The organism is Scytonema millei VB511283 (assembly GCF_000817735.3).
In the GTDB taxonomy this organism is placed as follows: Bacteria; Cyanobacteriota; Cyanobacteriia; order Cyanobacteriales; family Chroococcidiopsidaceae; genus Chroococcidiopsis; species Chroococcidiopsis millei_B.
Genome location: NZ_JTJC03000005.1, coordinates 184,095 through 207,341 on the forward strand (window position 1 = coordinate 184,095; position 23,247 = coordinate 207,341).

Here is a 23,247-nt window from a genome sequence, read left to right on the forward strand (position 1 = left end):
CGCTCACAGTTCCGAAGCACTATCGGGTGCAACAATTTCCCCTTTACCCATTTGAAGGATCATCTCATCATCGGTAATGAGTTCGCTCAGTTCCTTCACTTGTAAATTCATACTCTCGCAGGCTCGCTTGAGCGCTTGTGAAAAACCATTTAAATCTTCACCAAAACCGCACTGACGGGCAGCAGTTTCAATTCCCTGCTTAGCGTTTGCTCTCGCACAGTCAACTAATTCAGTACCTTGCAGTGGTGTAGGTGATGCCATATTTTAATTACTACTGTCTCGGTATTTTTTGTTAGAGTAGCAAATCTGTGGATATGGCTGCATCTTTCCTAAGTCAGTTATCAGTGACTAGTGGCTGGTGACTAGTGACTAGAGTTGCTCCCTCTGCTCCTCTGCTCTCTTCCCTGACTTCTGACTTCTCCTATTGCCAATACTTCACCGCAGCGTAGGCAAGGGTGACGACACCAGTAACGATCGCGGCTTCGTTAACTTCAAATTGAGGATGGTGCAGGGGATAGTTGGTGCGATCTTCGTATCCTACCCCTAAGCGAAACATAGCACCAGGAGCGTGTTCGAGATAGCGTGAAAAGTCTTCTGCACCAAGGGAGGGTTCGGTTAAAACTAAAACGCGATCGCTTCCCCAAGCCTCTTCTGCGGCTGTTTGTAAAATTTGGGATAGACCAATATTATTTTGCACCCCTGGTACTCCTGGGCGATAGCTCATTTCGTATTGCGCTCCGTAGGAGTGGCAAATATTCGCGACGATTTTTTCGATCCACCCAGGTAGATTAGTCCGGGTTTCGGGATGGAGCGATCGCACGCTGCCAAGTAATTTTACTTGGTCGGCAATGACGTTTGGCGCTCTACCACCTGTAATCTGTCCGATGCTTAGTACCACTGGACGCAACGGGTTTTGCGTGCGGCTGATGGCTTGTTGCAGGGTGGTAATGACTTGCGCGGCGATCCAAATAGCATCGATCGCTTCGTGGGGTCGCGCCCCATGCCCCGATTCACCGATAATAGTAATTTCTAACTCGTCTGCTGCTGCTGTTAGCGCCCCATAGCGGATACCTACCTTTCCGGCGGGAATGGAAGGGAAGACGTGTACGGATAGAATTGCCGAGACATTTTCCATCACCCCGTCAGCAATCATCCAGCTGGCTCCTTGAGCAGTTTCCTCTGCTGGCTGGAACAACAGCCGCACGTTACCTGGTAACTGGGATGCTAGTTCGGAAAGAACCATAGCAGTTCCAAGTCCTACGGTGGTGTGGACATCGTGTCCACAGGCGTGCATCACACCTGTCGCTCTGGAAGTAAATTCTAATCCCGTGCGTTCGTTAATGGGTAGTGCATCCATGTCGGTACGAATTGCCAATAAGCGGCGATCGCTACCATGTCCCTGTACTTCTCCTACTACACCAGTTTTACCAACCGCCTCTCTTACATGAACTCCACTAGACGAAAGGACACCAGCAACATAAGCAGATGTGTGATACTCTTGACCGCTTAATTCTGGGTGACTGTGGAGATGGCGGCGAATTTCAATTAAACGCGGCGCTAACTTTAGGGCTATGTCTTTTATTTGGGTAAGCATTGACTATTTATATATATAATCAACTTTCCCCCATCATAAATAAGATAAGACGAGCAGTTCGTGACTACTTGAGCAGATATATACGGATTCGACAGTCAAATTGTGTCTGAGAGGAAATATTATGTGACGATCTGCTGACATGCCTTGACGCATTGCGATCGCACTTTGATTTATCGATCGATAGATGAATAGGTTTACTGCACGCCTGGGCAATAGTACTGTGTAGCTAGTTTATTGACGATTTCCGAATTGACCTCATCTGCTTTTGCTTCATGATCTTCCGATTGAGCTTCTTGAATTTCCTCTAGGGAAATTCCGGCTTCTAAGTCGTTACAGACACCTTTTGCGGCTGCGATATTAGTTTCTGGAGATTGCTGAATATTAGCGATCAAATTATCGCGCACGTCAGCGTGCGTCATGGCTTGCTGTTTGTAAGCTTCGATAAATGCTTTGTCTAGAGCTGCAATTGTCGATTTTGTGGCTTTTTCAGCACATAGGGATTGAGATAAGTCCAGCACGTCCCCCGCACCAGTGGTAACGAAGCAGAGGTAGTCTGGTTCGGAGGCAAAAGCTTGGAATTGGAAACCAGAAACTAGAACAATAGCAGCAGCAGCGATAGTTGCATTGAAGCGGAAGTTCATAACGTCACCGAGGTAGATTTCTATATTTGTTATGCCCAACCTTAGTGACGATCTAACAGAATTATAAAAAAAATCTTAATTTTTTTCGTGCTTTTCTTAAGATTTACCCAAACCCTTGCTCAGACTAGGTTTCTCAAACTGAAGATTTTCTAAAAAGATCCTTAAGAAAATTTCGAGCTTGCTAAATCTGGATTCCAGCAACAGGAAGCAAGTTCGGCTATCTTTTCTGCCTTGAGATAGAAAAATATCAAATACCGAGAATGTACGGTATCGTATCTCATTTCAGATTTGATTTAGTTTTAAAGTAGGTTTTAACATAGCGGATCGATCCGTAAAGCTACTGGACTTTAGCGGCGATCGCTAAATCTACATAAACTTTATATAGAGAGCCTAAATGATTTGTGAATCTGGGATATTGCTGGTTGACGGTTAACGGTTAACGGTTAACAGTTGACAGTTAACCGTCAACCACCACAACGATCGGTTCATGACTCAAATAGAATCGCTATATGTACATCAACTTAAAACCCGAGCTATATCGGCATAGGATAGCGCAATATAGCAAGTTATGCCTCATTTTCTAGATCGAGAAGCACAGGTAGGGACACACAGCTATATGCCCCTCACATGTTCTGTATCACTAGGTTACGCTTCATCCTCGGCGGAGATTTCGATTTCATCTTCCTTGTAGTCTGGCTCTAGATTGGCGGGGCGATCTTGATTGAGCCGATTAATCAGCGACAGCACTCTCGTCCCTCTTTCAATCGAACGATCTTCGTGAAATACAACTTCTGGAGTGCGGCGGAGACGGATTCTTTGCCCTAACTCTCGGCGAACGTACCCTGTGGCTGACTTTAAACCTGCCATAGTTTGCTCTCTAGCATCGTCTGAACCGTATATTGATACGTAGATCTTGGCGTGTTGTAGATCGCCGGATACGTCTACATCGGTAACGCTAACCATACCTACACCGACTCGATCGTCTTTGATGCCATTTAATAGCATCTGACTTACCTCGCGTTTGATTAATTCAGCAACGCGATCCACACGGCGACTTGTAGCCATAACAATAACCCTTCCTCATACTTGAATCAAATCAGTAGAGCCAACTGCAATGGTTCTACCCAACTTTTCTAGTCTATTAGCTATTGCAAGAAGGCAGCAGGCAGAAGACAGAAGGTTATAATACTGATTCCATTGACTTTACAAGCTGGCGATCGGCTGTACGGTTGTTTTCGCCATATTTCATGATTTTATTAAGATGGGCTTAAACCTAGCATGGCGCGGAGGGTAAACAGGACGAACAAAGATAATCCAACGAACATACCAACGATCGCGATCGCCGTTGTGGGACGCTTAAATAGGGGAGTCAACGGAGATATGGCGTTTAAGAAAATCCCCAAGACAATCGTAACAAAGTAGCGGGGGTAGCGAGAGACGTTTTCCCAGAAGCCATCAAACATTTGATTTATAAGCCTTGTCTAGCTGTTAAATTTTTTTTCACTTGAATTACGTTTATTCTATAGCAATTTGTTATTGGTCATTGGTCATTGGTCATTAGTGGTTGACGGTAAACGCTGCGCTACACGCACGTGTTGACGGTTGACGGTTGACGGTTGACGGTTGACGGTTGACTGATAACTGATAACTGATAACTGATAACTGATAACTGATAACTGATAACTGTTCGCTACTCACTTTTTTGAATGCTACGTCAGTCACTCCAGTCAAGTCTTCCACGTCCGTTTTTAAAATGGGCAGGTGGTAAAAGTCAGTTGATTTCTCAATATATCCCTTTCTTTCCTCAAAAATTTGCTACGTACTACGAGCCATTTTTGGGAGGAGGGGCAATCTTTTTTTACTTGTATGGAGTGGCTAGAAATAATAACCCTACACAAAAGTTTCCAGCAGTACTGACAGATATTAATCCTGAATTGGTTAATGTATATTGTTGCGTGCGCGATCGCGTTGAGGAATTAATTGAGTTGTTGGCACGGCATCAAGAACAGCACGATCGCGATTATTACTATCGGGTGCGATCGCAGTTCACGGGAACGCCTGAAGAAATGGCAGCACGATTAATTTATTTGAATAAAACTTGTTTTAACGGTTTATACCGCGAAAACTCTAAAGGCGAATTTAATGTCCCAATGGGGAGATATAAAAATCCTACTATTTGTAATGCAGAGTTATTACGTTTAGTTTCAGATTCTCTTCAATCTGTAAAAATTGAAGTTAGACCTTTTGACACTATTTTAGAATTTGCTAAAACGGCAGAGGATTTTGTTTATTTCGATCCACCTTATCATCCTCTGAGTGACACTAGTAGTTTCACGGGCTATAGTCGTTACTCTTTTAACGTAAAGGATCAGATTAGATTGAGAGATACATTTGCAGAATTAGCTCGGCGTGGGGTTAAGGTCATGTTATCTAACTCTGATTGTTCATTGGTTCGAGAGTTATATAAAGATTTTCATATTCATGAAATTTTAGCAGCTAGGACAATTAATTCTCAAGCCCAAAAGAGAGGTAAGATTACTGAAATATTAGTGATGGCAAATTGAGAATAACTATTTCAACAACATCAACCACGAAAAAAAAGAGAGCTTGAACTCCATCAAACATCTATGTTTGTCTCATTTTTATAAAAGATAGGCATAACCTACTCTACATTACTAAAATTTCTTTGAAATAATCCTTCTCAAGATAGAGGAATAGCTTGAAAGAGATCCCTTCTAGGGATAGAGTGACTCCTTTGATTTCAGGGATTATGCTGATTTCATCCAAACTCAAGTATCAAATAAAACAATAGTTAACTTGAAAGGAGTTTTATTGAAATCATGTCTAATCTAAATTCTGGCAACAACTATAATCGTGAAGTCCGTCAAGAGTCTTACCAAGATGCTAGCGGTAACACCCACGTTAATGTAACAAAGACGACTGAATCTCACGATCCTTATCAACACGGATACGTACATGGGCGAGTTGCAGAACGCAGTAGTCAAGAGAGAGCATCAGTTGTAAGAGATAATGAAAATGCGGCGCGAGGTCTGCTTTTGGGCATTCTGCTGACAACAATTGCTGCTTTAAGTGCGGGAGTCATTTGGTATTTGAATCAATCTCCTCAAGCATCTACATCGACACCACAACCCGTTCTCGTTCCCGTACCTAGCGATAAACCAAATACAGAATCTTCTACGGTCGATCGCAGTTCGGAAAAACAAACGATAATTGAGAAAATTAAGGAAGTACCAGTTCCAGTTCTGCAACCGCCAGCATCGACTCCACAGCAGAACGAAAACACGATAACTCCCGTTCCTACACAGCCTGAAACTGAAGCTGAGACCACTCAACTCCAACAGAATAACGGTGCTACTACCGAATCTCAAACACCATCTGCTGAGAGTACGTTAGGTCAAGATACAACAACAAGCGAAAGTTCTTCTCAGTAGACAATGATAAGGTGGGCAACGCCCACCCTACGGTTAAATTCTTTCAAAATGTTCGACTACTGGAAATGGATCGTAAAAGTGGTGTAATAGTTTTTTCCATTGTTGATATTCAGGAGATTTTCTAAATTCAACTGTATGAGCTTCTAAAGACTTCCATTTAACTAGTAACAAATATTTTCCTTTAACTTCTATACATTTATGTAATTCGTGGGATAAATACCCGTTCATAGATGAAATAATCGTGGAAGCCTGTTTGAAAGTTGCCTCAAAATCACTTTCCATTTCCGACTTGACATTTAGCATCACTGCCTCAAGAATCATAAAATACCTCCTAAGAAGCTAGCTAATAATACAGTTTTTGTACTAAACAGCATATATGTAAAGACTGATAAACTAAATCACTAGGGGGTAAGAATGCGGCTGAGTGCAGGGTGTCAAATTACATATGAAGTCAACGCGCCAACTCCACTCATTTTCATGCTTAGACCTCGTAGTGGATTGGGACAATGGGTGATGCGAGAGGAATACATCATCGAACCCAGCGCACAAGTTATAGAGTATACCGATAGTTATGGTAATTTGTGTCAGCGGATGGTAGCGCCTCCAGGTTCATTCCAGGTACAAACCACAGCTGAAGTAGATACCGCAGATACAATTGATACTCAACCTGGCGCGCCGTATGTATTAGTACAGGATTTACCGGAAAGTACGCTGCAATTTCTGTTACCCAGTCGCTATTGTCAAGCAGATTGCTTGGGAGATTTAGCAAATGAGATTGCTGGCAATGCTGCACCTGGATACGATCAAGTAGAGGCGATTCGCAGTTGGATTCAGCAAAATATAGAATATCGCTACGGTACGAGCGATGCTTCTACTTCTGCTGTGGATACAGCCGCGCAAAAAGTAGGGGTTTGTCGCGATTTTACCCATTTGGGTATTGCCTTAAGCCGCAGTTTGAACATTCCAGCACGGATGGTAGTAGGATATCTTTACGAGTTAGATCCGATGGATCTACACGCTTGGTTTGAAGGGTTTGTAGGTGGACGTTGGTATACGTTTGATGCTACCCAAAAAGAACCAAGGGGTAATAGAATTGCGATCGCCTACGGACGAGATGCGGCTGATGTTGCCTTAGTTACCCAATTTGGTGCAGTACAATTAAAGAATATGAAAGTTTGGGTAGATAAAGTTAATACCTAAAGCCCTACTCCCCACTCCCTAAGCTCATGGAATGGAAAGAAATTGCTGGGAACTGGGTTTTAGTTCCCCACAAACAAATCGGGATCGTGCATTTTTTAGGAGGTGCGTTTGTTGCCACTGCACCTCAACTTACATACCGTTGGCTGTTAGAACAACTCGCTGAAGAACATTACGTTGTCGTTGCTACGCCATTTGTTAACACTCTAGATCATACCGCGATCGCCCGCTCGGTACTGAACGGTTTTGAAAATGCGATCGGACAACTTTACGCTAAGTCTCTCCTCCGCAGCCGCTATTTACCAATTTACGGCGTGGGGCATAGTATGGGGTGTAAACTCCATCTATTGATCGGCAGTCTGTTTAATGTCGAACGCGCTGGTAATATCCTCATTTCTTTCAATAATTATGCAGCGCGAGATGCTATCCCCTTGGTACAGCAGTTGAATTTTAATCCAGGCTTCTCTGTCGAGTTTACCCCTTCTCCTCTGGAAACCAATACTCTGTTGCAAACTCGTTATGAAGTCCGCCGCAACTTAGCGATCAAGTTTACCAATGACACGATCGATCAGTCTGAGGCTTTGGTGAAGTTGCTGCATCAACGCTTTCCGGGGATGGTGACGTTAAAAACCCTCAGCGGTACTCATACCACACCTTTAAGTCAAGATTTGCAATGGCAAACTGGTTCTAACTTTACACCTCTCGATGCAGTAGGACAGTGGTTTAAGCAAGAGTTTTCTCGCGATTTAAGACAGCTAAGACAAACAATCGTACAGTGGCTTAATCCTGTTTCTATGTTGTGATGGTGGTGTTGCGATCGCGAGTGGATTGGGATACTACTGATTCAATCACACCTCTGTTGCATACATATAAAGTCAGTTAAAGTCAGCTTTTTTAACCACATATAAAATTATTGTCTATACTTAATTGTGTTTCCACCTAGCGATAGAGGAATTAAAGTTATGCAGTTCTTAACTTATTAGCATACAGGCAAATTGCTTCTATATTACGGCAGTATTTATCTCTAAGTCAGCGTACAAATATGCAAATTTTACTTACGCCACCATAATAGTTATTTTCTAAGTTGGAATGACTCTAGGCATCTATACCTGACTTACAGAGTTAGAAATGTCGTGAATTGATATATTGTACTAAGCTTGAGCGCACACAATTTGTAGCGATAGAATTGCTCTTTATCGCCCAAATTTAAGCTAAATCTAGAGTTTTGCAATTCAGACAAATAGAGTCAATCTATTAAATATCAACTTTCAGTTTCAAGTACAGTATTGCCGAGCGATACACTATTTAACATTCCTAGATTTCTGAAATCGGAGATCTAGAAGTGTAGCTTTAATCAAATGAAGGAGATAGATTGTGAGCCAATTCGATAGTATTGGTCAGTTTTTGCCACCTCGTAAGAAAAGTTTTTTCGAGCAACTCAAGAAAGTCTTTAATAATGGAAAACAACTATTACCAAAGAGTTTTAAGCAATCTGCCAAGCAAGTATTAAAACCTTTATTCATGCTCAAAACGAGAATAGAGTTACTACAGGCAGGCGTGCAGCCTTTAGCAGACAACTGGTGTGAGAGAGGAGTTAGCGCTCATCGCGTTTATTTAGATTGGTATTTCCAAAAATTCACGGCAGATATTAAAGGTCATTGTCTAGAATTTCAAGACGATACTTATACATCTCGTTTTAGGGATCGGATTACCAAGCTAGATGTTTTAAACAAGGATTATATTCCAAATGCAACTATTGTTGCCGATTTAACTCAACCAAATAATCTACCTAGTAATACTTATGACTGTATTGTTTGTACGTATGTTTTGCACATAATTGCAGAACCAGAAAAAATCGTTTCAGAAATGCATCGTATTTTGAAGCCAGGGGGTGTATTACTGATTGCCGTACCGAATATTACAATCAATTATCCTGCCTATCCCGAATACTGGCGCTTTACAGCTCGCGGTTTGCACTACATCTTAGCTAAATCTTTTCTTGCCGAACAGATCGACATACAAACTTACGGAAATTCTCTTGTAGCTGCTGGAGAACTCCGAGGCATGGTAGCTTTTGATTTTACTGAGGCGAAATTGGAATATAACGATCCGCGTTTCCCGCTGATTGTTTGCGCCAGAGCAGTCAAATTAGAGCAATAATATTGGGAGAAATTCATTTATTCAGAAATTCCTAATATCGCACAGGAAAGATTTGTATCTAACTGTCGAATCACTAAACTATTTTGAGAACGACAACCTAACAGCAGTATGTCTGCTGTTTCAGTCTCTACAATATTTTTGAGTTCCGTAGCTAAAGAACCAAATCGTAGATGAGCCACAAACGTACCTTTCCATGCTTCAGCTAAACATCGCGCTCGCCATAAAATTTCGTCTGCTTGTGCCAATAAAATTGTTTTAGATTGAGTTGCGAGTGCTTGAGTTCCAGGGAGAGTGGCAACAGGTACAGATTTCTTTTGTCCCCGACGAAAAGTCTTTGAGGAACTGGAGCTATAAATTTTGGTCAGTAACTCTATTTGTACCTCATCTAAGACATAAACAACGTGAATTGTGACTTGGTTTTGAGTTGCCAAGCGAGTTTGATGAGCAATTAATAAAGCTAGATCTAACGCTGCTTGGCTGTCAGGAGAACCGTCATAACCGACAACTAAATTTAGCGATCGCTCGGATGTATTATTCTGAGTTTGGTATCCAGTTGGCATCCGCAAAATCAGATTGTGTACGTCTTGACTACCTAGAGCATTTTGCAGCCGCGCCAGAATTGGTTTGAGATTCACGGTTTTTCCTTTGGGTGAGTGGGAGAGGGGAAGACAAGGGAGAGGGGGAGACAAGGGAGAGGGGGGAGAATCTAGATAGGGATACACTTTTCTATTTTCCGACTCCTGACTTCTGGCTCTTGACTCCTGAAAAATTATTCGTCTTGGGTAAAATAGCGATCGAGAAAATCTAAGGCGCGATCGCGTAATTCCATGTATTCTGATGAATGTCTCATAGCATGGCGATCGCGTGGGTGAGGAAAGGGAACGTCGATAATTTCACCAATTTTAGCGTTTGGTCCATTGGTCATTAAAACAATGCGATCGGACATATAAATTGCCTCTTCTACGTCATGAGTAATCATCATCACTGCTTGCCGTTGATTTTCCCAAATATCTAAAACTTGTCTTTGTAATTTTCCGCGAGTGAGAGCATCTAATGCTCCGAAAGGTTCGTCCATTAGTAGCATTTTCGGACGAGTTGCTAAAGCTCTAGCAATTCCTACTCGCTGCTTCATTCCTCCCGATATTTCATCAGGATACTTATCTGCTGCTGCTGTTAAATTCACCATTGCTAAGTGTTCGTTAACAATGCTAATTTTTTCGGCACGGCTAGCATTTTTTATCACTTCATCTACTGCGAGCCTAACATTTTCCCTTACTGTTAACCACGGTAATAGGGAATATTGTTGAAACACCATCATTCTTTCTGCGCCTGGTTTGCGGATTTCTTTCCCTTCCAGTCTTACCGATCCGGCAGTCGCTTTTTCTAACCCAGCCACAATTTTTAGTAGGGTTGATTTACCGCAGCCAGAGTGACCGATAACAGAAATATACTCGTCTTCTGCAATAGTCAGATCGATGCCATCGAGAACGACAAATTCACTGCCATTGGGATTGCGGTAAGCTTTGACGAGGTTTTTAATTTCTAGAAAGTTGCGAGCATCATAGTCAAGCTCGTTTTGGTTAGGATAAAAAGTTGTAGATTTGGTCATAGGTTTATAGGGAGTAGGGAGTAGGGAGTAGGGGAAATACCAACTACTAACTACTATTAACTAGACATAAAAAAAGATTTGGGGCGATTTGCTCTAATTTCAAAACTGTTGAGATATCCGACTGGATCGCTAGGATCGAAGGCTTTTTTGTCAATAAAAGCTGTGGCTGGTTCTACCTTGTAATCTTCTTGCGGGCATTCAATTCCCATTTCGGCAGCAATTTCGCGGTATAAATCAGTCCTCCACGCTTTTCGGGCTACAGCTTCGGCATTTTTGGGAACTTCTGGGATTTGTCCCCACCGTACTGATTGAGTCATCAACCACAGGCTTTGAGACTGCCATAAAAAAGTGGAATGGTCGTTTGGGATTGTGGCAAGGTGAGCTGGATAATCGAAAAAGACTGTTGTTTCCGGCGCTTTGACAAGCCGCTTTTCACCATCAAAACCACCGTAGTTGTATTCCCCGACGATCGCCGCGCGGGTCAATTTCGGCTTAGCCGCAGTAAAGGAACGTTGTGAGATTAATTTAGCAACTTCTTCCCGATTTTCTGGTCTACTGCAATACTGACAGGCTTCAATCATTGCCTTAACGAGCGATCGATAGGTTCTTGGATAGTTGGTAATAAAGCTTTCCATCACCCCCAGCAAGCGATCTGGATGTCCTTGCCAAATTTCTCTACCTTGGGCAAAGGTAAAGCCTACACCCTCATTACCAGTAATGGCGCGAGTGTTCCAAGGTTCGGCAACCATATAAGCTTGCATCGCCCCAATCCGCACGTTCGTCACCATCTGAGGTGGAGGAATGATAATAATCCGAAATTCTTTGGTCGGATCTACACCCGCCGCCGCTGAGAGGTAGCGGACGAAATATTCATAAATAGCAGAACTTAACACGACTGCCCAGACTCGCTTTTCTGAAGCCAAGTTGTCGAAATAGTTGCGAAAATCGCGCCCGAATTCTTCTAAATTGCCGTTGTACTCTCGCCAAGGACGCAAACCAGCATCCCACATGGCGCGGTTCATGGTCATAGCGTTGCCGTGGCGGTGGATTGTCATTGCCGCACATAGGGGGGCATGACGTGCGCCTTCTGCCCCTGTCCTAGCATTGGTAACAGCGCCGCTGACAACGGGAGCAGCATCGGTACGTCCGAAGATGATGCCATCTCGTGAAGTTCCCCAGCTAGCTTCGCGGTTGAGTTTGACATTTAGTCCATACTTGCGGAAAAATCCTTTCTGCCAAGCGATCGCAAATGGGGCGCAGTCGTTGACTGGTACGTAACCTACAGTCAAATTTGGTTTTTCTAAGGTTTTCGGATCGACTATTTGTTCGATCGCTGCGGCTTCTGCTGTGAGTCCTGTAGCACTTCTGTCACCGCTTATCGCGCAACCACCCAGCGACATTCCCGCCGCTGTCGCGCCTATTCCTGCTAAAAACTCGCGTCGCGTCCAGTTGTTCATAGTTATTTGTCATTGGTCATTGGTCATTGGTCATTTGCCATTTGCCGGACAAACAACAAAAATCGTGCTTAATTCTTTCCCTCACCTCTCACTCCTCACTCCTCACCCCTTCCTAAGCAGGGCGGCGGTGGATGACTAGAGATTCAATTTTGGCAACGGCAAAGTCTAATAGTAAGCCTGTTAAGCCAATGACCAAGACTGCGAGGAAGACAGAACTGAGATTGAGGCGACTCCATTCATCCCAGACAAAAAAGCCAATGCCAACACCACCTGTGAGCATTTCTACGGCAACAATTACCAGCCAAGCGATACCTAAACTAATGCGCAAGCCTGTAAAAATATAAGGTAAGCTGGCGGGCAAAATAATTTTAGTTATCTGTCTCCAGCGTGGCATTTCCAGAACTCTAGCCACGTTGATATAGTCTTTCGATACGCTCGAAACACCCAAGGCTGTATTAATAATTGTGGGCCACAAAGAAGTAATAAAAATTACAAAAATTGCCGAGGGATCTGCCAAATTAAAAATAGCTAGGGCGATCGGCAACCACGCTAAAGGCGATACAGGTTTGAAGATTTGAATAATGGGATTGAGTGCCATCATTGCTGGCTTTGACATTCCAATCAAGAAGCCAACAGGAATTGCTACTGCTGCGCCTAAAGCAAATCCAAGTAACACTCGTCGCAGACTTGCCAACAACAGCCAGCCAATGCCTAAATCGCCTGGACCGCGTTGGTAAAATGGGTTGAGAATGTAGTCTAAATTCGCTACTAATGCTTGTGGTGGCGTAGGCATTAATTCAGGATTGACAAGGGCGATCGCCCACCACAAAATAATGATGCCTAAGAAACCAGCGGCAGGTAACAAAACGGCATCCCTGATGACAATCGGTCTAACCCTTTTCCACGCAGCTTGTCCGGCTACTGCTAGAGTAGCAAGATTTAACTGAAATATCATATTGATACTCCTCAGAGTCGATCGCAGGTACGTAAAATCGAGCAGTACCAGACAGGAACACTGATGAGTTCAAAACATTAATCAAATAATGCTTACTCTTCAGTCTCCTCTCAATGCCTACGAAGTTAGCTGACGGGCTAGGGCTGAGAGATGCCCCTCTTAAATCAAGATAAGCCCCTTACAATTGGTTCCTCCGCTCTAGTCTCATCTATGTGCAGATGAAGGACTAGATTAGGCTGACTTACTCTAATCTTTTCCAAGATATCATCGCCATTTCTCTACCGTCAATCATTCTATAGATATATGTATTTATTTGGTAATTGGTAGTTGGTAATTGGTAGATGGTAAAGGAGTGCTGATAGTTTTTTGGGTGGCGATCGTAAATGACAAGTGAGTCATGAGTCGTGAGAGGAAGTGTGTAGTAGAAATTGCGACTGCCAATGACAAATGACGCATGACAAATGACAAATGACCAATTAAATCAAAAACCGAATTGTAACGTATATAGCAGCAGTTACTAATTGGACTGCCATCACGGGTAAACCATATTTAAGAAAGGTTTTAAATGAAATTCGCCGTCCGTGTTGTTCGGCAATTCCGGCAGCAACTATGTTAGAAGAAGCTCCAACCAAAGTTCCGTTTCCGCCTAACGTTGCACCAAACATCATGGCGTAAAACAGGGGTAAGGCTTCTGCTGGCAACTCTCCTGTAAAACTTTTTTCTAGAATTGCTGGCGATGCTAAACCAATATTGACTACATACTGTTTGAGTAACGGAACCATTGCCACAACCAAAGGAATGTTTGGCACGACACTAGAGACTATACCAACAAAAAAGAGTAACGCTAGCGAACCTAAAGCAATATTTTTCCCTAAAATTGCTGCTAGAACACCAGAGAGGCTAGTTACGACTCCAGTTTTCTCTAGTCCACCAATTAAGACAAAAATGGACATAAAGAATATTAACGTACTCCAATCGACATCTCGCAAAATATTATTAACTGTATCAATTTTGCTATGATGCGACAGTAACAATGCTAAAGCTGCACCTAATAAAGCTACCGCAGCAGGAGAAATTGGAATTGGCAGCATCTCCCCAATAACAAAAAATATTAAAACGCCTGCGATTAAAACAATTCCTAATGTTAAAACTTGAGGATGGTTGATTTTTGGATGGGGGAGATGTTCTAAATCTTCTAAATCTTTATGCCAAATCTTACGAAATAGAAATGGTAGCATTGCAACCACAGTAATAACTGCAACAACTCCACCTAAACTGAGGCGCGCCAGGTAATCAATAAAGCTGACGTTTACGGCATCTCCAACAATAAATGTAGCTGGATCTCCTACCAATGTTAGTAATCCGGCACTGTTGGCTACGAATACCATTAAAATAAGTAGCGGTACAAAGTTTACCCCTACTTCCTCTGCAATCGGAGGAATCAGCGGTGCTAGTAACATAACTGTTGTAGCATTGGGCAAAAAGGCGCAAATTGGAGTTGTAATTGCCACAATTCCCAGTAGTAAGCGCTTGCCTTGTCCTTTAGCTAAAATAACAATTTGGGTGGCTAAGTATTCAAAAACTTTTGTAGGTTCAAATGCTCGTACCAACACCATTACACCAAAAAACAAAGCAATAGTAGAGTAGCTATTACCAATATACCCAATTGCTTCATTTAGTGTTAGCACATTTGTAAAAACAAGAATTAATGCTCCTAAAAACGCCGCGATAGTCAAGTGTATCCATTCTGTCATCACGAAAAAGATGACAGTAAGGAAAGTAATAGTGCTAGCGATCGCCTGCCAGTTTTCCATGTTTTTGCTACTGGTTTTAGTATTGATTATTTTAGCTAAACTCGTAGAGCTTTACATTCATGTAAAGCTCTACTAATGCACTCGATATTTGTGGGTAGTTAGCTACATACGGCTAAGGTAATGAAGCGATCGCATCTGTCGGCGATTCTGAAACTACAGCAGCCCTATCTGATGCTTGAAATTCAAGTGTAGTAGAGTGGACGTTACCCGCCTGACAATTCCTCAAGGCGAATTGCTTGATTTTTGCAAGCGATGTTTGTTGGATTTTCATCTGCTATTTTTCAGTCTCTTTAAGTGCAGGTACAACAGGCTTAACAGTACGAGCCTTAGAAGCTGAACCAAGCAGAACATTATTGATAATGTTGCTTATTTCAGTCTCCTCTCAACGCCTACGGAGTTAGCTGACGGGCTAGAACTGAGAGATGTTCTTCTTGTCAAGGATGAACTATGAAGCTCTGAACTCGATACTCGTTCTTGCTAATTCATCTTTGAACCAGATAAGCCCCAGATTTTGGTTCCTCCGCTCCAGTTTTACTAACGATTTGAACTCCTCAACACAGACAACACTGGATTAGGCTAACTGTTTTCAAACTATTGAAGAGAAATTTAACATTCTTACTCAAATTCGTCAAATTATTTCGGGCAACGTTCAATATTTTGCAGTCAAATACAATAATATCAAGCCAGATTCTTCAGCAGATGAATTAAAAAACATTAAAAAACTATGCGTGTCGAAAAGCTTTGCCGCTAAATCCACGACATAGGAGTGCGGAGAAACAACTTGCGGACTACCACCATAGCATCGCTACCAAGGTATCGAACGATAGAGTGGTTACACCGTCTGGCAAGTTCCTATAAACTGAAGATTGCCATGCTTACCTCTATGCGTACTTGAAGTGATGCAAGATTTCAGTCAACTGCTGCTCGATCGAAGCGATACGATTTTGAAGGACTGGATTGCTGCCATTCGTGCAGATAACCAAATTGAAACAGCTAACGAGCTGCCGTACAAGTCTTTACAAGACAGCATACCGCGCGTGATTCAAGCGATGGCAACAGTGCTTTCTCAATCGCAAAATAGCGATTTGAAGACACTAGTAGAGGTGAGTTTAGAACACGGTGTCATCAGGGCAGAACAAGGATTTGAGGCTGGGGAAATTGCCCGAGAGTATCGAATTCTGCGTCATGTTATTTTCTCTACCATTGAGACAAGCTTGCAAACAAGCTCAGCGTTAGAGGTAATTCGTGCTTTTCGATTAATTGATACTGTCATTGATGAAGCGATCGCGCGCTGCTTTAAAAGCTACACCGAGCAACGATTGGCAGAACTACAACAGCTACAAAGTCAACTGACACTCAACAACCAGGAATTAACGCGGCTGGTGCGGGCAAATCGCGAAAACCTTTCTCATCTCGCCCACGAACTGAAATCTCCTTTGACTTCGATTATTGGCTATGCCGATCTATTTTTGCGCCTACAACGAAAAGACAGAGTTGAAGTCAAAGATAGCTACGCCAATATAGAACATATCGAACGGGTGCTAAGCGGTGGTAGGCATTTATTGCACCTGATTAACGATGCTTTAGAAATCTCGCGATACGAAGCAGGGCAAATGCAACTCCAGCCCGCAACAGTCGAGATTCGCGAGTTAACAAGCGATCTTGTTGCTATGATGCAACCTGCGGCACAAGCGAAGGAACTCAAATTGATCCTCGACTTAGCATCAGCCCCAGAAAAAGTTGTGACAGATTCGTTACGAATGCAGCAAATTGTGACAAATCTGATTAGTAATGCGATTCGTTACACGCTAGATGGAAAGATTTCGGTGAAATGTTGGACGCTCGATCGCGAACGATGGGCGATCGCAGTTGCCGATACAGGCGTGGGAATTGCGCCAGAAGCACAGCAGCGCGTGTTTGAACCCTATTTTCAAGCCGGAACGATCGCCATACCCAACAGCACGGGTTTAGGGCTGGCGATCGTTTCACGTTTAGTCAAGCTGTTGCAAGGAAAGATTGAATTAGCCTCTGAGGTTGGAGTTGGCTCAACGTTTACAGTGACTTTTCCGCTAAAAGTTAAGACAAGTTAACACTCTGCAATCGATAATTTATAATTTATTATTTTTGACTGTTAAGCTGAAATCATCTTAGTTAATTGTCATTGATTAAGAAATATTAGACAATTGCTAAAACTTTCTATCATTGAGCTAGATTTCCTCAAATTTTTTTAAATTGATAATTGCGCTCGCTTAGCGAAAATCGGCAAAAGTATTTATGCCGTTCTGAGTGTATCTACAGAAGACATGAAGCTACACAGTCAAAGCGAGACGATATTTAATTCCGGGTGTAGCTATTAAAGTATGCTCTAATCGCTTAAGTATAGAGCATATTTTAATTGACTAGGTTGCTATAAAAAAGCATGAGGAACTCGAAAAATGAAACTCGATCGTCGTTATTTATCTTTTGGACTCGTCTTACTGTTGCAAACAATCTGGCTGGCTCCAGTTGGCTCGGAGCCAGTAAAGTTGCGTGACTCAGAACTAAAATTAGAGCGATCGCAGATGCTCATGGCGAAAAAGCTAACATTAGCGTCAGGAACTAAACTGCAATTAGAACTAGCTGAAGAAATTAGCTCAAAAACAGCACAAGAAGGAGATATTGTTGTTTACTATGCAGCAACAAATGTCCTTTCACCAACCAAAGAAATTTTGATTAGAAAAGGAGCGCGAGCGACGGGGAAAGTTACCGAAGCAAAACGCGCTCGGATGTTTGGTAAAAAAGGGCAATTAAACTTTACTGTAGAAGAAATTGAAGCAGTCGATGGTACTAAGATTCCGTTGCGATCGACCGTGGAGAAAAATGGTAAAGGTCGGGGTGCAACTATGGTAGCAGTGGCAGCACTTGTCAGCGTATTTGGCGTATTTATTAAAGGCAAAAATATCACCGTAAAACCAGGTACGCTGGTAGAAGCCTACGTAGATTATGACACGGTAGTTGAGACAGCCAGTCGCGCGCTATAAGGAAGTAATAGCAGATTCGTGGGGTGCGTTATCAACGCACCCTACCAGCTATTGTATCCAGCCCCAGCTGTTGCCTTGTCCTGTAAATAGAGTTGAGCGATCGCTGTTATTTTGAGCCAAGTTCAAGCTCAGGTTATGAATAGCTTGTTGTTCGGACTTGACTTCTAGCAGTTTCATAAATACATTAAACTCTTGCTGATAACTTGGTTTTTCTAAAATTCTCTGATATACAGTCCTCAATTCCTTTTCAGTAATTTGTTGAGCTTTAGCATCATCTTTAATTGGCTCTAATTGTACTTGAATTGATTTGAGTTCCTCTCGCAATACTTGTGTTTCCTCAGAAATAGGCAATCGACTCAGCATATTAGCAAGCTTAATTTGAACTTGTTTTGCCAACGGCTTATTTTGAGTTTGTTGATACTGCATTTTAGGGATATTAGCAGTATTTGAGCTAGCTGGATTTGGTGTTTCTGTTACGGGTGTAAACAGTGTTAAGCCAGAAAAGAACACTCCACATACAATACACATAATATGATTTTTACCTATGAAATTAGCGGATTAAGTATATACGTATATAGTTTAGTTATTGAATTCATTTTCTAGGTAAAGAAGGCGCAAAGATAGAGGGAAAATGTATTAAAGATATATTAACTATCGCGAGTTTTTACGTAATTTGACTCAAGCTTTACAAACCCTTGAAATATGAAAATTACATTTAAATTGCAAATATATATAGCGATTCTATTTGAGTCATGAACCGATCGTTGTGGTGGTTGACGGTTAACGGTTAACTGTCAACTGTTAACCGTCAACCGTCAACCAGCAATATCCCAGATTCACAAATCATTTAGGCTCGCTATAGAAGGGCGATCGCTATCCGGTTAAACGATAACTGTCAACCGTCTTCACGGAGTGTAGCGCAGCGTTTACCGTCAACCGTCAACTGTCAACTGCCATCTTTATCAGTAAGGGACAAAGAATTGATATGCTAGAAGGCTGGAAGCTCAAAGATTGAAACCATGCCTGCGTCGTCTACTGCAACCGTTACCAGTTTTCCCTTAACTGCTGTCGTGGGACAAGAAGCCATTAAAATAGCCCTGCTGCTAGCAGCCATCGATCCTGGTTTGGGAGGAGTCGCGATCGCGGGTCGTCGCGGTACGGCAAAATCAGTCATGGCGCGGGCAATACATACCCTTCTACCACCGATTGAAGTTGTTAAAGGTTCTTTTTGTAACTGCGATCCCAATCGCCCTGAAGAATGGGATGACGAACTAAGTAGGGGCGCACAGCTGTGCGCCCCCACAGAACAGCTGCGCGTCCCTACAGAAGTGATTCCCGCACCATTCGTACAAATTCCCTTGGGAGTCACAGAAGACAGACTCTTAGGTTCGGTGGATGTAGAACAATCGGTCAAACAGGGAGAAACCGTATTTCAACCAGGACTGCTGGCACTTGCTCATCGTGGCGTGTTGTATGTCGATGAAATTAACTTACTCGACGACAGTATTAGCAACCAACTGCTGACGGTTTTAACCGAGGGACGCAACCAAATCGAACGGGAAGGAATCAGTTTTGGGCATCCCTGTCAGCCTTTATTTATCGCTACGTATAACCCAGAAGAAGGAGCGTTGCGGGAACACCTACTCGATCGCATCGCGATCGCTCTTTCTGCGGATGGCGTGCTAGGTCTAGACGAACGAGTACAAGCAGTAGAACAGGCGATCGCTTACACCACCTCACCACAGCAGTTTCTCCAGCAATACGCCGAAGATCTCGACAATCTCAAAACTCAAATTATCTTGGCGCGAGAGTGGCTCAAAGACGTACAAATTACCCACGAGCAAATTGCCTATTTAGTCGATGAAGCAGTACGCGCTAGAGTCCAGGGACACCGCGCCGAACTTTACGCCGTGCGAGTCGCCAAAGCCGCCGCCGCTTTAGAAGGCAGAACCACCGTTACAGCCGAAGATTTGCGTCGCGCCGTAGAATTAGTCATCGTCCCGAGAGCAACAGTCGTACAAACTCCACCCGAAGAACCACCACCCCCGCCACCTCCGCCACCCCAAAACCAAGACGAACCCGAAGATGAGTCTAACCAGGAACAGGAGGAGCAAGAAGAGAAGGACGAACAGGAAGAACCTGACAACGAGCAAACACCGCCCAATATTCCTGAAGAATTTGTTTTTGATGCCGAAGGTGTAATTCTCGACGACAGCGTGCTTTACTTCGCACAGATGGCACAGCGACGTGGTAAGTCCGGCAGTCGCAGTTTAATTTTCTCCGAAGATCGGGGACGATACGTCAAACCGATGTTACCCAAAGGTCCAGTGCGACGAATTGCAGTAGATGCCACGTTAAGAGCAGCTGCACCTTATCAGAAGGCAAGGCGGGAGAGGCAGGGAGTAGGGAGCAGGGAGCAGGGAGCAGGGGGGAAGAGAGCTGGGAGAACTAGGGAGGCTGGGGGAGTAATTCCAGCCACTAACCACCAGTCACTAGCCACTAGCTACTCTCCCGACTCCCGCCAAAAAAGAGTATTTGTCGAGCAGGGAGATATTCGCTCCAAGCGTCTCGTCCGCAAAGCGGGAGCGTTGATCGTGTTTGTGGTTGATGCTTCTGGCTCGATGGCGTTGAATCGGATGCAATCGGCTAAGGGAGCAGTTTTTCAGCTCTTGACAGAAGCATATGAAAATCGCGACCAAGTGGCATTGATCCCGTTTCGTGGCGAACAGGCAGAGGTGTTGTTGCCTCCTACCCGTTCGATCGCTTTGGCGCGTAAACGATTGGAATTGTTGCCTTGCGGTGGTGGTTCGCCCCTAGCGCATGGTTTGACGCAAGCGGTACGGGTGGGAATTAATGCTCAAATGGCAGGAGATATCGGGCAAGTGGTCGTTGTGGCAATTACCGATGGACGGGGGAATATTCCTCTGGCGCGATCGCTAGGCGAACCCTTACCAGAGGGAGAAAAACCCGATATCAAGAAAGAACTGCTGGAAATCGCCGCTAGAATTCGCGGATTGGGAATACAACTGTTGGTCATCGACACTGAAAATAAATTTATCTCTACGGGTTTTGCTAAAGAACTAGCTCAAACCGCGGGAGGCAAATACTATCACCTACCCAAAGCTACCGATTCCGCGATCGCTGGTGTGGCTAAAAGTGCAATTAATGCGATTAGGGGTTAGGGAGTAGGGACAAGGGGGACAAGGAAGAAGAATTTTACCAACTACCAATTACCCATTACCAAATCACCAATTCCGAATTCCGAATTCCGAATTCCGAATTCTCTCCACTCACTTTTAACTAGATTTAACTTCTATCTGCTAGCAATCCAGATATATTAAGAGGATTGTGTAGCTATTTGTGGCTGCTTATGGATAAAGTAGGCGACCCAGCTACCAAGTATGCCATATATGTAGCTACGGCAGTCTTGGTACTGGGTTTTATCATTACGCTCGTCCGCAACGGAATACAAATTCTTGCTGATGTCAGTTTCTGGTTGGGTTTGTATGGCTGGTTGGCTGCCGGGATCGTTGTCGGCTATTTAGTTTATCTGGGACTGCGAATTTTAGGATGGCGCTCTTCAGAAGAAGCGGAGCCAAATGTCACGGATACTTCAGGGATTATCTATAGAGCGATCGCTCCAACCGCAACTGAAAGAGGAGCTGGGGCGATCGCCACTCGTTCTAAAATCTCGGCGGGCGAACTTCCACCCTGGGAAGTTGCCGATCTCCCCGCACCGCCGCCATTTAGTTTTAATAATGCGATCGCTCTAATTGGACCTGGAGCAATTCTCTTGGGGACTTCGATTGGTAGCGGTGAATGGTTGCTGGGTCCAGCGGTGACGGCTCAGTATGGTGGTTTTATGTTGTGGATTGCCACAACTTCGATTATTCTCCAAGTCGTCATGAACATGGAGTTTATTCGCTACACCCTGTACACGGGCGAACCGATCTATACGGGTTTTATGCGGACTAAACCAGGACCCCGCTTCTGGGCAATTTTTTATTCTGTCCTGGCGTTTTTGCAACTAGGATGGCCTGGGTGGGCTTCTTCGGCGGCTACGGCTCTGACTGCAATGTTTGTCGGCGATATCCCAGGACCAGAACACGCAGAAACGATCGAAGCATTTGGCTTATTCTGGTTCCTATCTACAGTGGCGATCGTTGCTTTTGGAGCCAAAATTGAGCGGACGATGGAAGTCGTGCAATGGTTTTTTGTTGGGGCAATCCTCCTGTTCTTAACCGTCATTGCTCTGGGTTTTACTGCTCCCGAGACCTGGGGTCGAGCGGTTACGGGTTTTCTCCGCTTCGGCACGATTCCGCCCAATGTTGATTGGCTGAAAGTGGGAGGCTTTGCGGCTTTTGCTGGTGCGGGAGGAGTCTTAAATGGAACGCTAAGTAACTGGTTTCGCGACAAGGGATTGGGCATGGGGGGCGTAGTGGGATACATTCCGGCACTGATTGGCGGTCGCCGTATGTCTCTGACTCCCACGGGTAAAGTCTTTCCCTTAACTACCGAAAACAAGAAGCGTTGGCGCGAATGGTGGAAGTATGCCATTACCGACCAATATGGTGTTTGGGTGCTGGGATGTTTCTTAGGAATGGGACTGCCAGCCTTGTTGACTTTGCAGTTTATTCCGCCTGGAACTCGCTTTGACAACCAATTTGCGATCGCGGTCTATCAAGCGCAATACCTATCGCGGGAAGATACCACTAGCATTATGTGGTTTATTACTCTATTGGTAGGCTTTTGGATTCTCTACAGTACCCAACTTGGGATCACGGATGTCTTTGCGCGTATGGTGACAGATATGGTGTGGTCGGGCAGCAGCCACATTCGCGCTTGGCGAGGGGGAGATATTCGTTTTGTTTACTACAGCGTCCTCTCTTTGTTTACTCTGTGGGGGGTTTTTATTCTCTTGTCGGGGATCAAGCCCTTTTTCTTAATTCTCCTGAGTGCGAACATTGCAGGCTTAAATTTTGTCTTTCTAGGTTTGCACGCTCTCTATGTCAATCGCAAATTTCTCCCTGCCGAATTGCGATCGCCGCTATGGCGAGAGGCGATCGTCTTACTCTCAGTCGTGTTTTTCGGTTTTTTCTTCTGCCAAGCCTTACCGAGTATTATCGGACAGTTTACCCAAGGAGGATAATGTCTCTTTCTTAACTAAGTAGGAGAAATTAGTTTCTTTGAGTTCTTTCGACCCATTCAGCAATCGGAATACAATATAGTGCGATCGCGCGGTTACAACCTCAAACAAGTTCTCGTGGCGCTAGGAGGTATTGCCTTCTACAGCCATCCAGGAGTAAGGTTTCTATCCACTGATTCGCCGGATCTTCGTAGTTTATCGC

General features: G+C 43.8%; 23 protein-coding genes and 2 riboswitches. Of the genes, 9 read left to right on the plus strand and 14 right to left on the minus strand.

Annotation, left to right across the window (positions count from 1 at the left end; all coding sequences use genetic code 11):
• Positions 1 to 3 precede the first annotated feature (3 nt).
• The 6 genes from QH73_RS18385 to QH73_RS18410 form a co-directional block, all read right to left on the minus strand.
• Positions 4 to 261, minus strand: coding sequence for a hypothetical protein (locus QH73_RS18385; protein ID WP_015153632.1), 258 nt, complete (start codon positions 259 to 261; stop codon positions 4 to 6).
• A gap of 160 nt (positions 262 to 421) precedes the next feature.
• Entirely contained in the window at positions 422 to 1,594 is a 1,173-nt protein-coding gene (locus QH73_RS18390; protein ID WP_015153633.1) for a M20 family metallopeptidase, read from the minus strand.
• A 194-nt stretch (positions 1,595 to 1,788) separates the two neighbouring features.
• Complete coding sequence (locus QH73_RS18395) at positions 1,789 to 2,235, minus strand: DUF732 domain-containing protein (protein WP_015153634.1); 447 nt, start codon at positions 2,233 to 2,235, stop codon at positions 1,789 to 1,791.
• A 645-nt stretch (positions 2,236 to 2,880) separates the two neighbouring features.
• A complete protein-coding gene (gene rbfA, locus QH73_RS18400; protein WP_015153635.1) occupies positions 2,881 to 3,300 on the minus strand; it encodes a 30S ribosome-binding factor RbfA in 420 nt (139 codons plus the stop codon).
• Positions 3,301 to 3,491: 191 nt separating this feature from the next.
• Entirely contained in the window at positions 3,492 to 3,698 is a 207-nt protein-coding gene (locus QH73_RS18405) for a DUF751 family protein (protein WP_015153636.1), read from the minus strand.
• Between the two features lie 94 nt (positions 3,699 to 3,792).
• Positions 3,793 to 3,933, minus strand: coding sequence for a hypothetical protein (locus QH73_RS18410; RefSeq protein ID WP_201278216.1), 141 nt, complete (start codon positions 3,931 to 3,933; stop codon positions 3,793 to 3,795).
• 8 nt (positions 3,934 to 3,941) lie between these two features.
• Between QH73_RS18410 and QH73_RS18415 the strand changes: the two genes are divergently transcribed.
• Together QH73_RS18415 and QH73_RS18420 are read left to right on the plus strand one after the other, a co-directional pair.
• Positions 3,942 to 4,799, plus strand: coding sequence for a DNA adenine methylase (locus tag QH73_RS18415; RefSeq protein ID WP_039715985.1), 858 nt, complete (start codon positions 3,942 to 3,944; stop codon positions 4,797 to 4,799).
• Positions 4,800 to 5,075: 276 nt separating this feature from the next.
• Positions 5,076 to 5,687 carry a hypothetical protein gene (locus tag QH73_RS18420; RefSeq protein ID WP_052290093.1) on the plus strand — a complete coding sequence of 204 codons (612 nt, stop codon included), beginning with the start codon at positions 5,076 to 5,078 and terminating at the stop codon, positions 5,685 to 5,687.
• 33 nt (positions 5,688 to 5,720) lie between these two features.
• Here QH73_RS18420 and QH73_RS18425 read toward each other — a convergent pair whose 3' ends face one another.
• Positions 5,721 to 6,008 carry an antibiotic biosynthesis monooxygenase family protein gene (locus QH73_RS18425; protein WP_039715984.1) on the minus strand — a complete coding sequence of 96 codons (288 nt, stop codon included), beginning with the start codon at positions 6,006 to 6,008 and terminating at the stop codon, positions 5,721 to 5,723.
• Positions 6,009 to 6,164: 156 nt separating this feature from the next.
• Here QH73_RS18425 and QH73_RS18430 point away from each other — a divergent pair, with 156 nt between their 5' ends.
• From QH73_RS18430 to QH73_RS18440, 3 genes are all read left to right on the plus strand, one after another.
• Positions 6,165 to 6,887 carry a transglutaminase domain-containing protein gene (locus tag QH73_RS18430; protein WP_201278217.1) on the plus strand — a complete coding sequence of 241 codons (723 nt, stop codon included), beginning with the start codon at positions 6,165 to 6,167 and terminating at the stop codon, positions 6,885 to 6,887.
• A 26-nt stretch (positions 6,888 to 6,913) separates the two neighbouring features.
• Positions 6,914 to 7,687: a DUF1350 family protein gene (locus tag QH73_RS18435; protein WP_039715982.1), complete on the plus strand. Its 774-nt coding sequence runs from the start codon at positions 6,914 to 6,916 to the stop codon at positions 7,685 to 7,687.
• 571 nt (positions 7,688 to 8,258) lie between these two features.
• On the plus strand, positions 8,259 to 9,044 hold the full coding sequence (locus tag QH73_RS18440; protein ID WP_039715981.1) for a methyltransferase domain-containing protein: 786 nt from the start codon (positions 8,259 to 8,261) through the stop codon (positions 9,042 to 9,044).
• 17 nt (positions 9,045 to 9,061) lie between these two features.
• Here the strand turns inward: QH73_RS18440 and QH73_RS18445 are convergent, their stop codons facing one another.
• The 6 genes from QH73_RS18445 to QH73_RS18470 all read right to left on the minus strand — a co-directional run bounded on the left by QH73_RS18445 (position 9,062) and on the right by QH73_RS18470 (position 15,150).
• On the minus strand, positions 9,062 to 9,679 hold the full coding sequence (locus QH73_RS18445; protein ID WP_039715980.1) for a universal stress protein: 618 nt from the start codon (positions 9,677 to 9,679) through the stop codon (positions 9,062 to 9,064).
• 134 nt (positions 9,680 to 9,813) lie between these two features.
• Positions 9,814 to 10,653, minus strand: coding sequence for an ABC transporter ATP-binding protein (locus tag QH73_RS18450; protein WP_039715979.1), 840 nt, complete (start codon positions 10,651 to 10,653; stop codon positions 9,814 to 9,816).
• A gap of 56 nt (positions 10,654 to 10,709) precedes the next feature.
• The gene (locus tag QH73_RS18455) at positions 10,710 to 12,110 is read right to left on the minus strand and encodes an ABC transporter substrate-binding protein (protein ID WP_039715978.1); all 1,401 of its coding nucleotides are present in this window, start codon (positions 12,108 to 12,110) and stop codon (positions 10,710 to 10,712) included.
• Positions 12,111 to 12,222: 112 nt separating this feature from the next.
• Complete coding sequence (gene ntrB / locus QH73_RS18460; protein ID WP_039715977.1) at positions 12,223 to 13,065, minus strand: nitrate ABC transporter permease; 843 nt, start codon at positions 13,063 to 13,065, stop codon at positions 12,223 to 12,225.
• A gap of 99 nt (positions 13,066 to 13,164) precedes the next feature.
• Positions 13,165 to 13,313: riboswitch (cyclic di-AMP (ydaO/yuaA leader) on the minus strand.
• Positions 13,314 to 13,541: 228 nt separating this feature from the next.
• Positions 13,542 to 14,879: an ArsB/NhaD family transporter gene (locus tag QH73_RS18465; protein WP_039715976.1), complete on the minus strand. Its 1,338-nt coding sequence runs from the start codon at positions 14,877 to 14,879 to the stop codon at positions 13,542 to 13,544.
• Between the two features lie 112 nt (positions 14,880 to 14,991).
• Positions 14,992 to 15,150, minus strand: a complete 159-nt coding sequence (locus tag QH73_RS18470; protein ID WP_165587731.1) for a hypothetical protein — start codon at positions 15,148 to 15,150, stop codon at positions 14,992 to 14,994.
• Between the two features lie 100 nt (positions 15,151 to 15,250).
• Positions 15,251 to 15,438, minus strand: a riboswitch (cyclic di-AMP (ydaO/yuaA leader).
• Between the two features lie 340 nt (positions 15,439 to 15,778).
• Here QH73_RS18470 and QH73_RS18475 point away from each other — a divergent pair.
• Entirely contained in the window at positions 15,779 to 16,969 is a 1,191-nt protein-coding gene (locus QH73_RS18475; protein WP_039715975.1) for a sensor histidine kinase, read from the plus strand.
• Between the two features lie 345 nt (positions 16,970 to 17,314).
• Positions 17,315 to 17,899 carry a hypothetical protein gene (locus QH73_RS18480; protein WP_039715974.1) on the plus strand — a complete coding sequence of 195 codons (585 nt, stop codon included), beginning with the start codon at positions 17,315 to 17,317 and terminating at the stop codon, positions 17,897 to 17,899.
• A 48-nt stretch (positions 17,900 to 17,947) separates the two neighbouring features.
• Here the strand turns inward: QH73_RS18480 and QH73_RS18485 are convergent, their stop codons facing one another.
• Positions 17,948 to 18,427, minus strand: coding sequence for a hypothetical protein (locus tag QH73_RS18485; protein WP_132867365.1), 480 nt, complete (start codon positions 18,425 to 18,427; stop codon positions 17,948 to 17,950).
• Between the two features lie 491 nt (positions 18,428 to 18,918).
• On the opposite strand from QH73_RS18485, the gene QH73_RS18490 reads away from it, so the two are divergent.
• Together QH73_RS18490 and QH73_RS18495 are read left to right on the plus strand one after the other, a co-directional pair.
• On the plus strand, positions 18,919 to 21,081 hold the full coding sequence (locus QH73_RS18490) for a magnesium chelatase subunit D family protein (RefSeq protein WP_039715972.1): 2,163 nt from the start codon (positions 18,919 to 18,921) through the stop codon (positions 21,079 to 21,081).
• A 188-nt stretch (positions 21,082 to 21,269) separates the two neighbouring features.
• The gene (locus tag QH73_RS18495; RefSeq protein ID WP_039715971.1) at positions 21,270 to 23,048 is read left to right on the plus strand and encodes an Nramp family divalent metal transporter; all 1,779 of its coding nucleotides are present in this window, start codon (positions 21,270 to 21,272) and stop codon (positions 23,046 to 23,048) included.
• The last annotated feature ends 199 nt before the right edge of the window (positions 23,049 to 23,247 follow it).

Excerpts from the sequence above, each read along its gene's own strand:
- QH73_RS18385 (WP_015153632.1), bottom strand. The coding sequence starts at position 261 with ATGGCATCACCTACACCACTGCAAGGTACTGAATTAGTTGACTGTGCG.
- QH73_RS18390 (WP_015153633.1), bottom strand. The coding sequence starts at position 1,594 with ATGCTTACCCAAATAAAAGACATAGCCCTAAAGTTAGCGCCGCGTTTA.
- QH73_RS18395 (WP_015153634.1), bottom strand. The coding sequence starts at position 2,235 with ATGAACTTCCGCTTCAATGCAACTATCGCTGCTGCTGCTATTGTTCTA.
- rbfA (WP_015153635.1), bottom strand. The coding sequence starts at position 3,300 with ATGGCTACAAGTCGCCGTGTGGATCGCGTTGCTGAATTAATCAAACGC.
- QH73_RS18405 (WP_015153636.1), bottom strand. The coding sequence starts at position 3,698 with ATGTTTGATGGCTTCTGGGAAAACGTCTCTCGCTACCCCCGCTACTTT.
- QH73_RS18415 (WP_039715985.1), top strand. The coding sequence starts at position 3,942 with ATGCTACGTCAGTCACTCCAGTCAAGTCTTCCACGTCCGTTTTTAAAA.
- QH73_RS18420 (WP_052290093.1), top strand. The coding sequence starts at position 5,076 with ATGTCTAATCTAAATTCTGGCAACAACTATAATCGTGAAGTCCGTCAA.
- QH73_RS18425 (WP_039715984.1), bottom strand. The coding sequence starts at position 6,008 with ATGATTCTTGAGGCAGTGATGCTAAATGTCAAGTCGGAAATGGAAAGT.
- QH73_RS18430 (WP_201278217.1), top strand. The coding sequence starts at position 6,165 with ATGCTTAGACCTCGTAGTGGATTGGGACAATGGGTGATGCGAGAGGAA.
- QH73_RS18435 (WP_039715982.1), top strand. The coding sequence starts at position 6,914 with ATGGAATGGAAAGAAATTGCTGGGAACTGGGTTTTAGTTCCCCACAAA.
- QH73_RS18450 (WP_039715979.1), bottom strand. The coding sequence starts at position 10,653 with ATGACCAAATCTACAACTTTTTATCCTAACCAAAACGAGCTTGACTAT.
- QH73_RS18455 (WP_039715978.1), bottom strand. The coding sequence starts at position 12,110 with ATGAACAACTGGACGCGACGCGAGTTTTTAGCAGGAATAGGCGCGACA.
- ntrB (WP_039715977.1), bottom strand. The coding sequence starts at position 13,065 with ATGATATTTCAGTTAAATCTTGCTACTCTAGCAGTAGCCGGACAAGCT.
- QH73_RS18465 (WP_039715976.1), bottom strand. The coding sequence starts at position 14,879 with ATGGAAAACTGGCAGGCGATCGCTAGCACTATTACTTTCCTTACTGTC.
- QH73_RS18470 (WP_165587731.1), bottom strand. The coding sequence starts at position 15,150 with ATGAAAATCCAACAAACATCGCTTGCAAAAATCAAGCAATTCGCCTTG.
- QH73_RS18475 (WP_039715975.1), top strand. The coding sequence starts at position 15,779 with ATGCAAGATTTCAGTCAACTGCTGCTCGATCGAAGCGATACGATTTTG.
- QH73_RS18480 (WP_039715974.1), top strand. The coding sequence starts at position 17,315 with ATGAAACTCGATCGTCGTTATTTATCTTTTGGACTCGTCTTACTGTTG.
- QH73_RS18485 (WP_132867365.1), bottom strand. The coding sequence starts at position 18,427 with ATGTGTATTGTATGTGGAGTGTTCTTTTCTGGCTTAACACTGTTTACA.
- QH73_RS18490 (WP_039715972.1), top strand. The coding sequence starts at position 18,919 with ATGCCTGCGTCGTCTACTGCAACCGTTACCAGTTTTCCCTTAACTGCT.
- QH73_RS18495 (WP_039715971.1), top strand. The coding sequence starts at position 21,270 with ATGGATAAAGTAGGCGACCCAGCTACCAAGTATGCCATATATGTAGCT.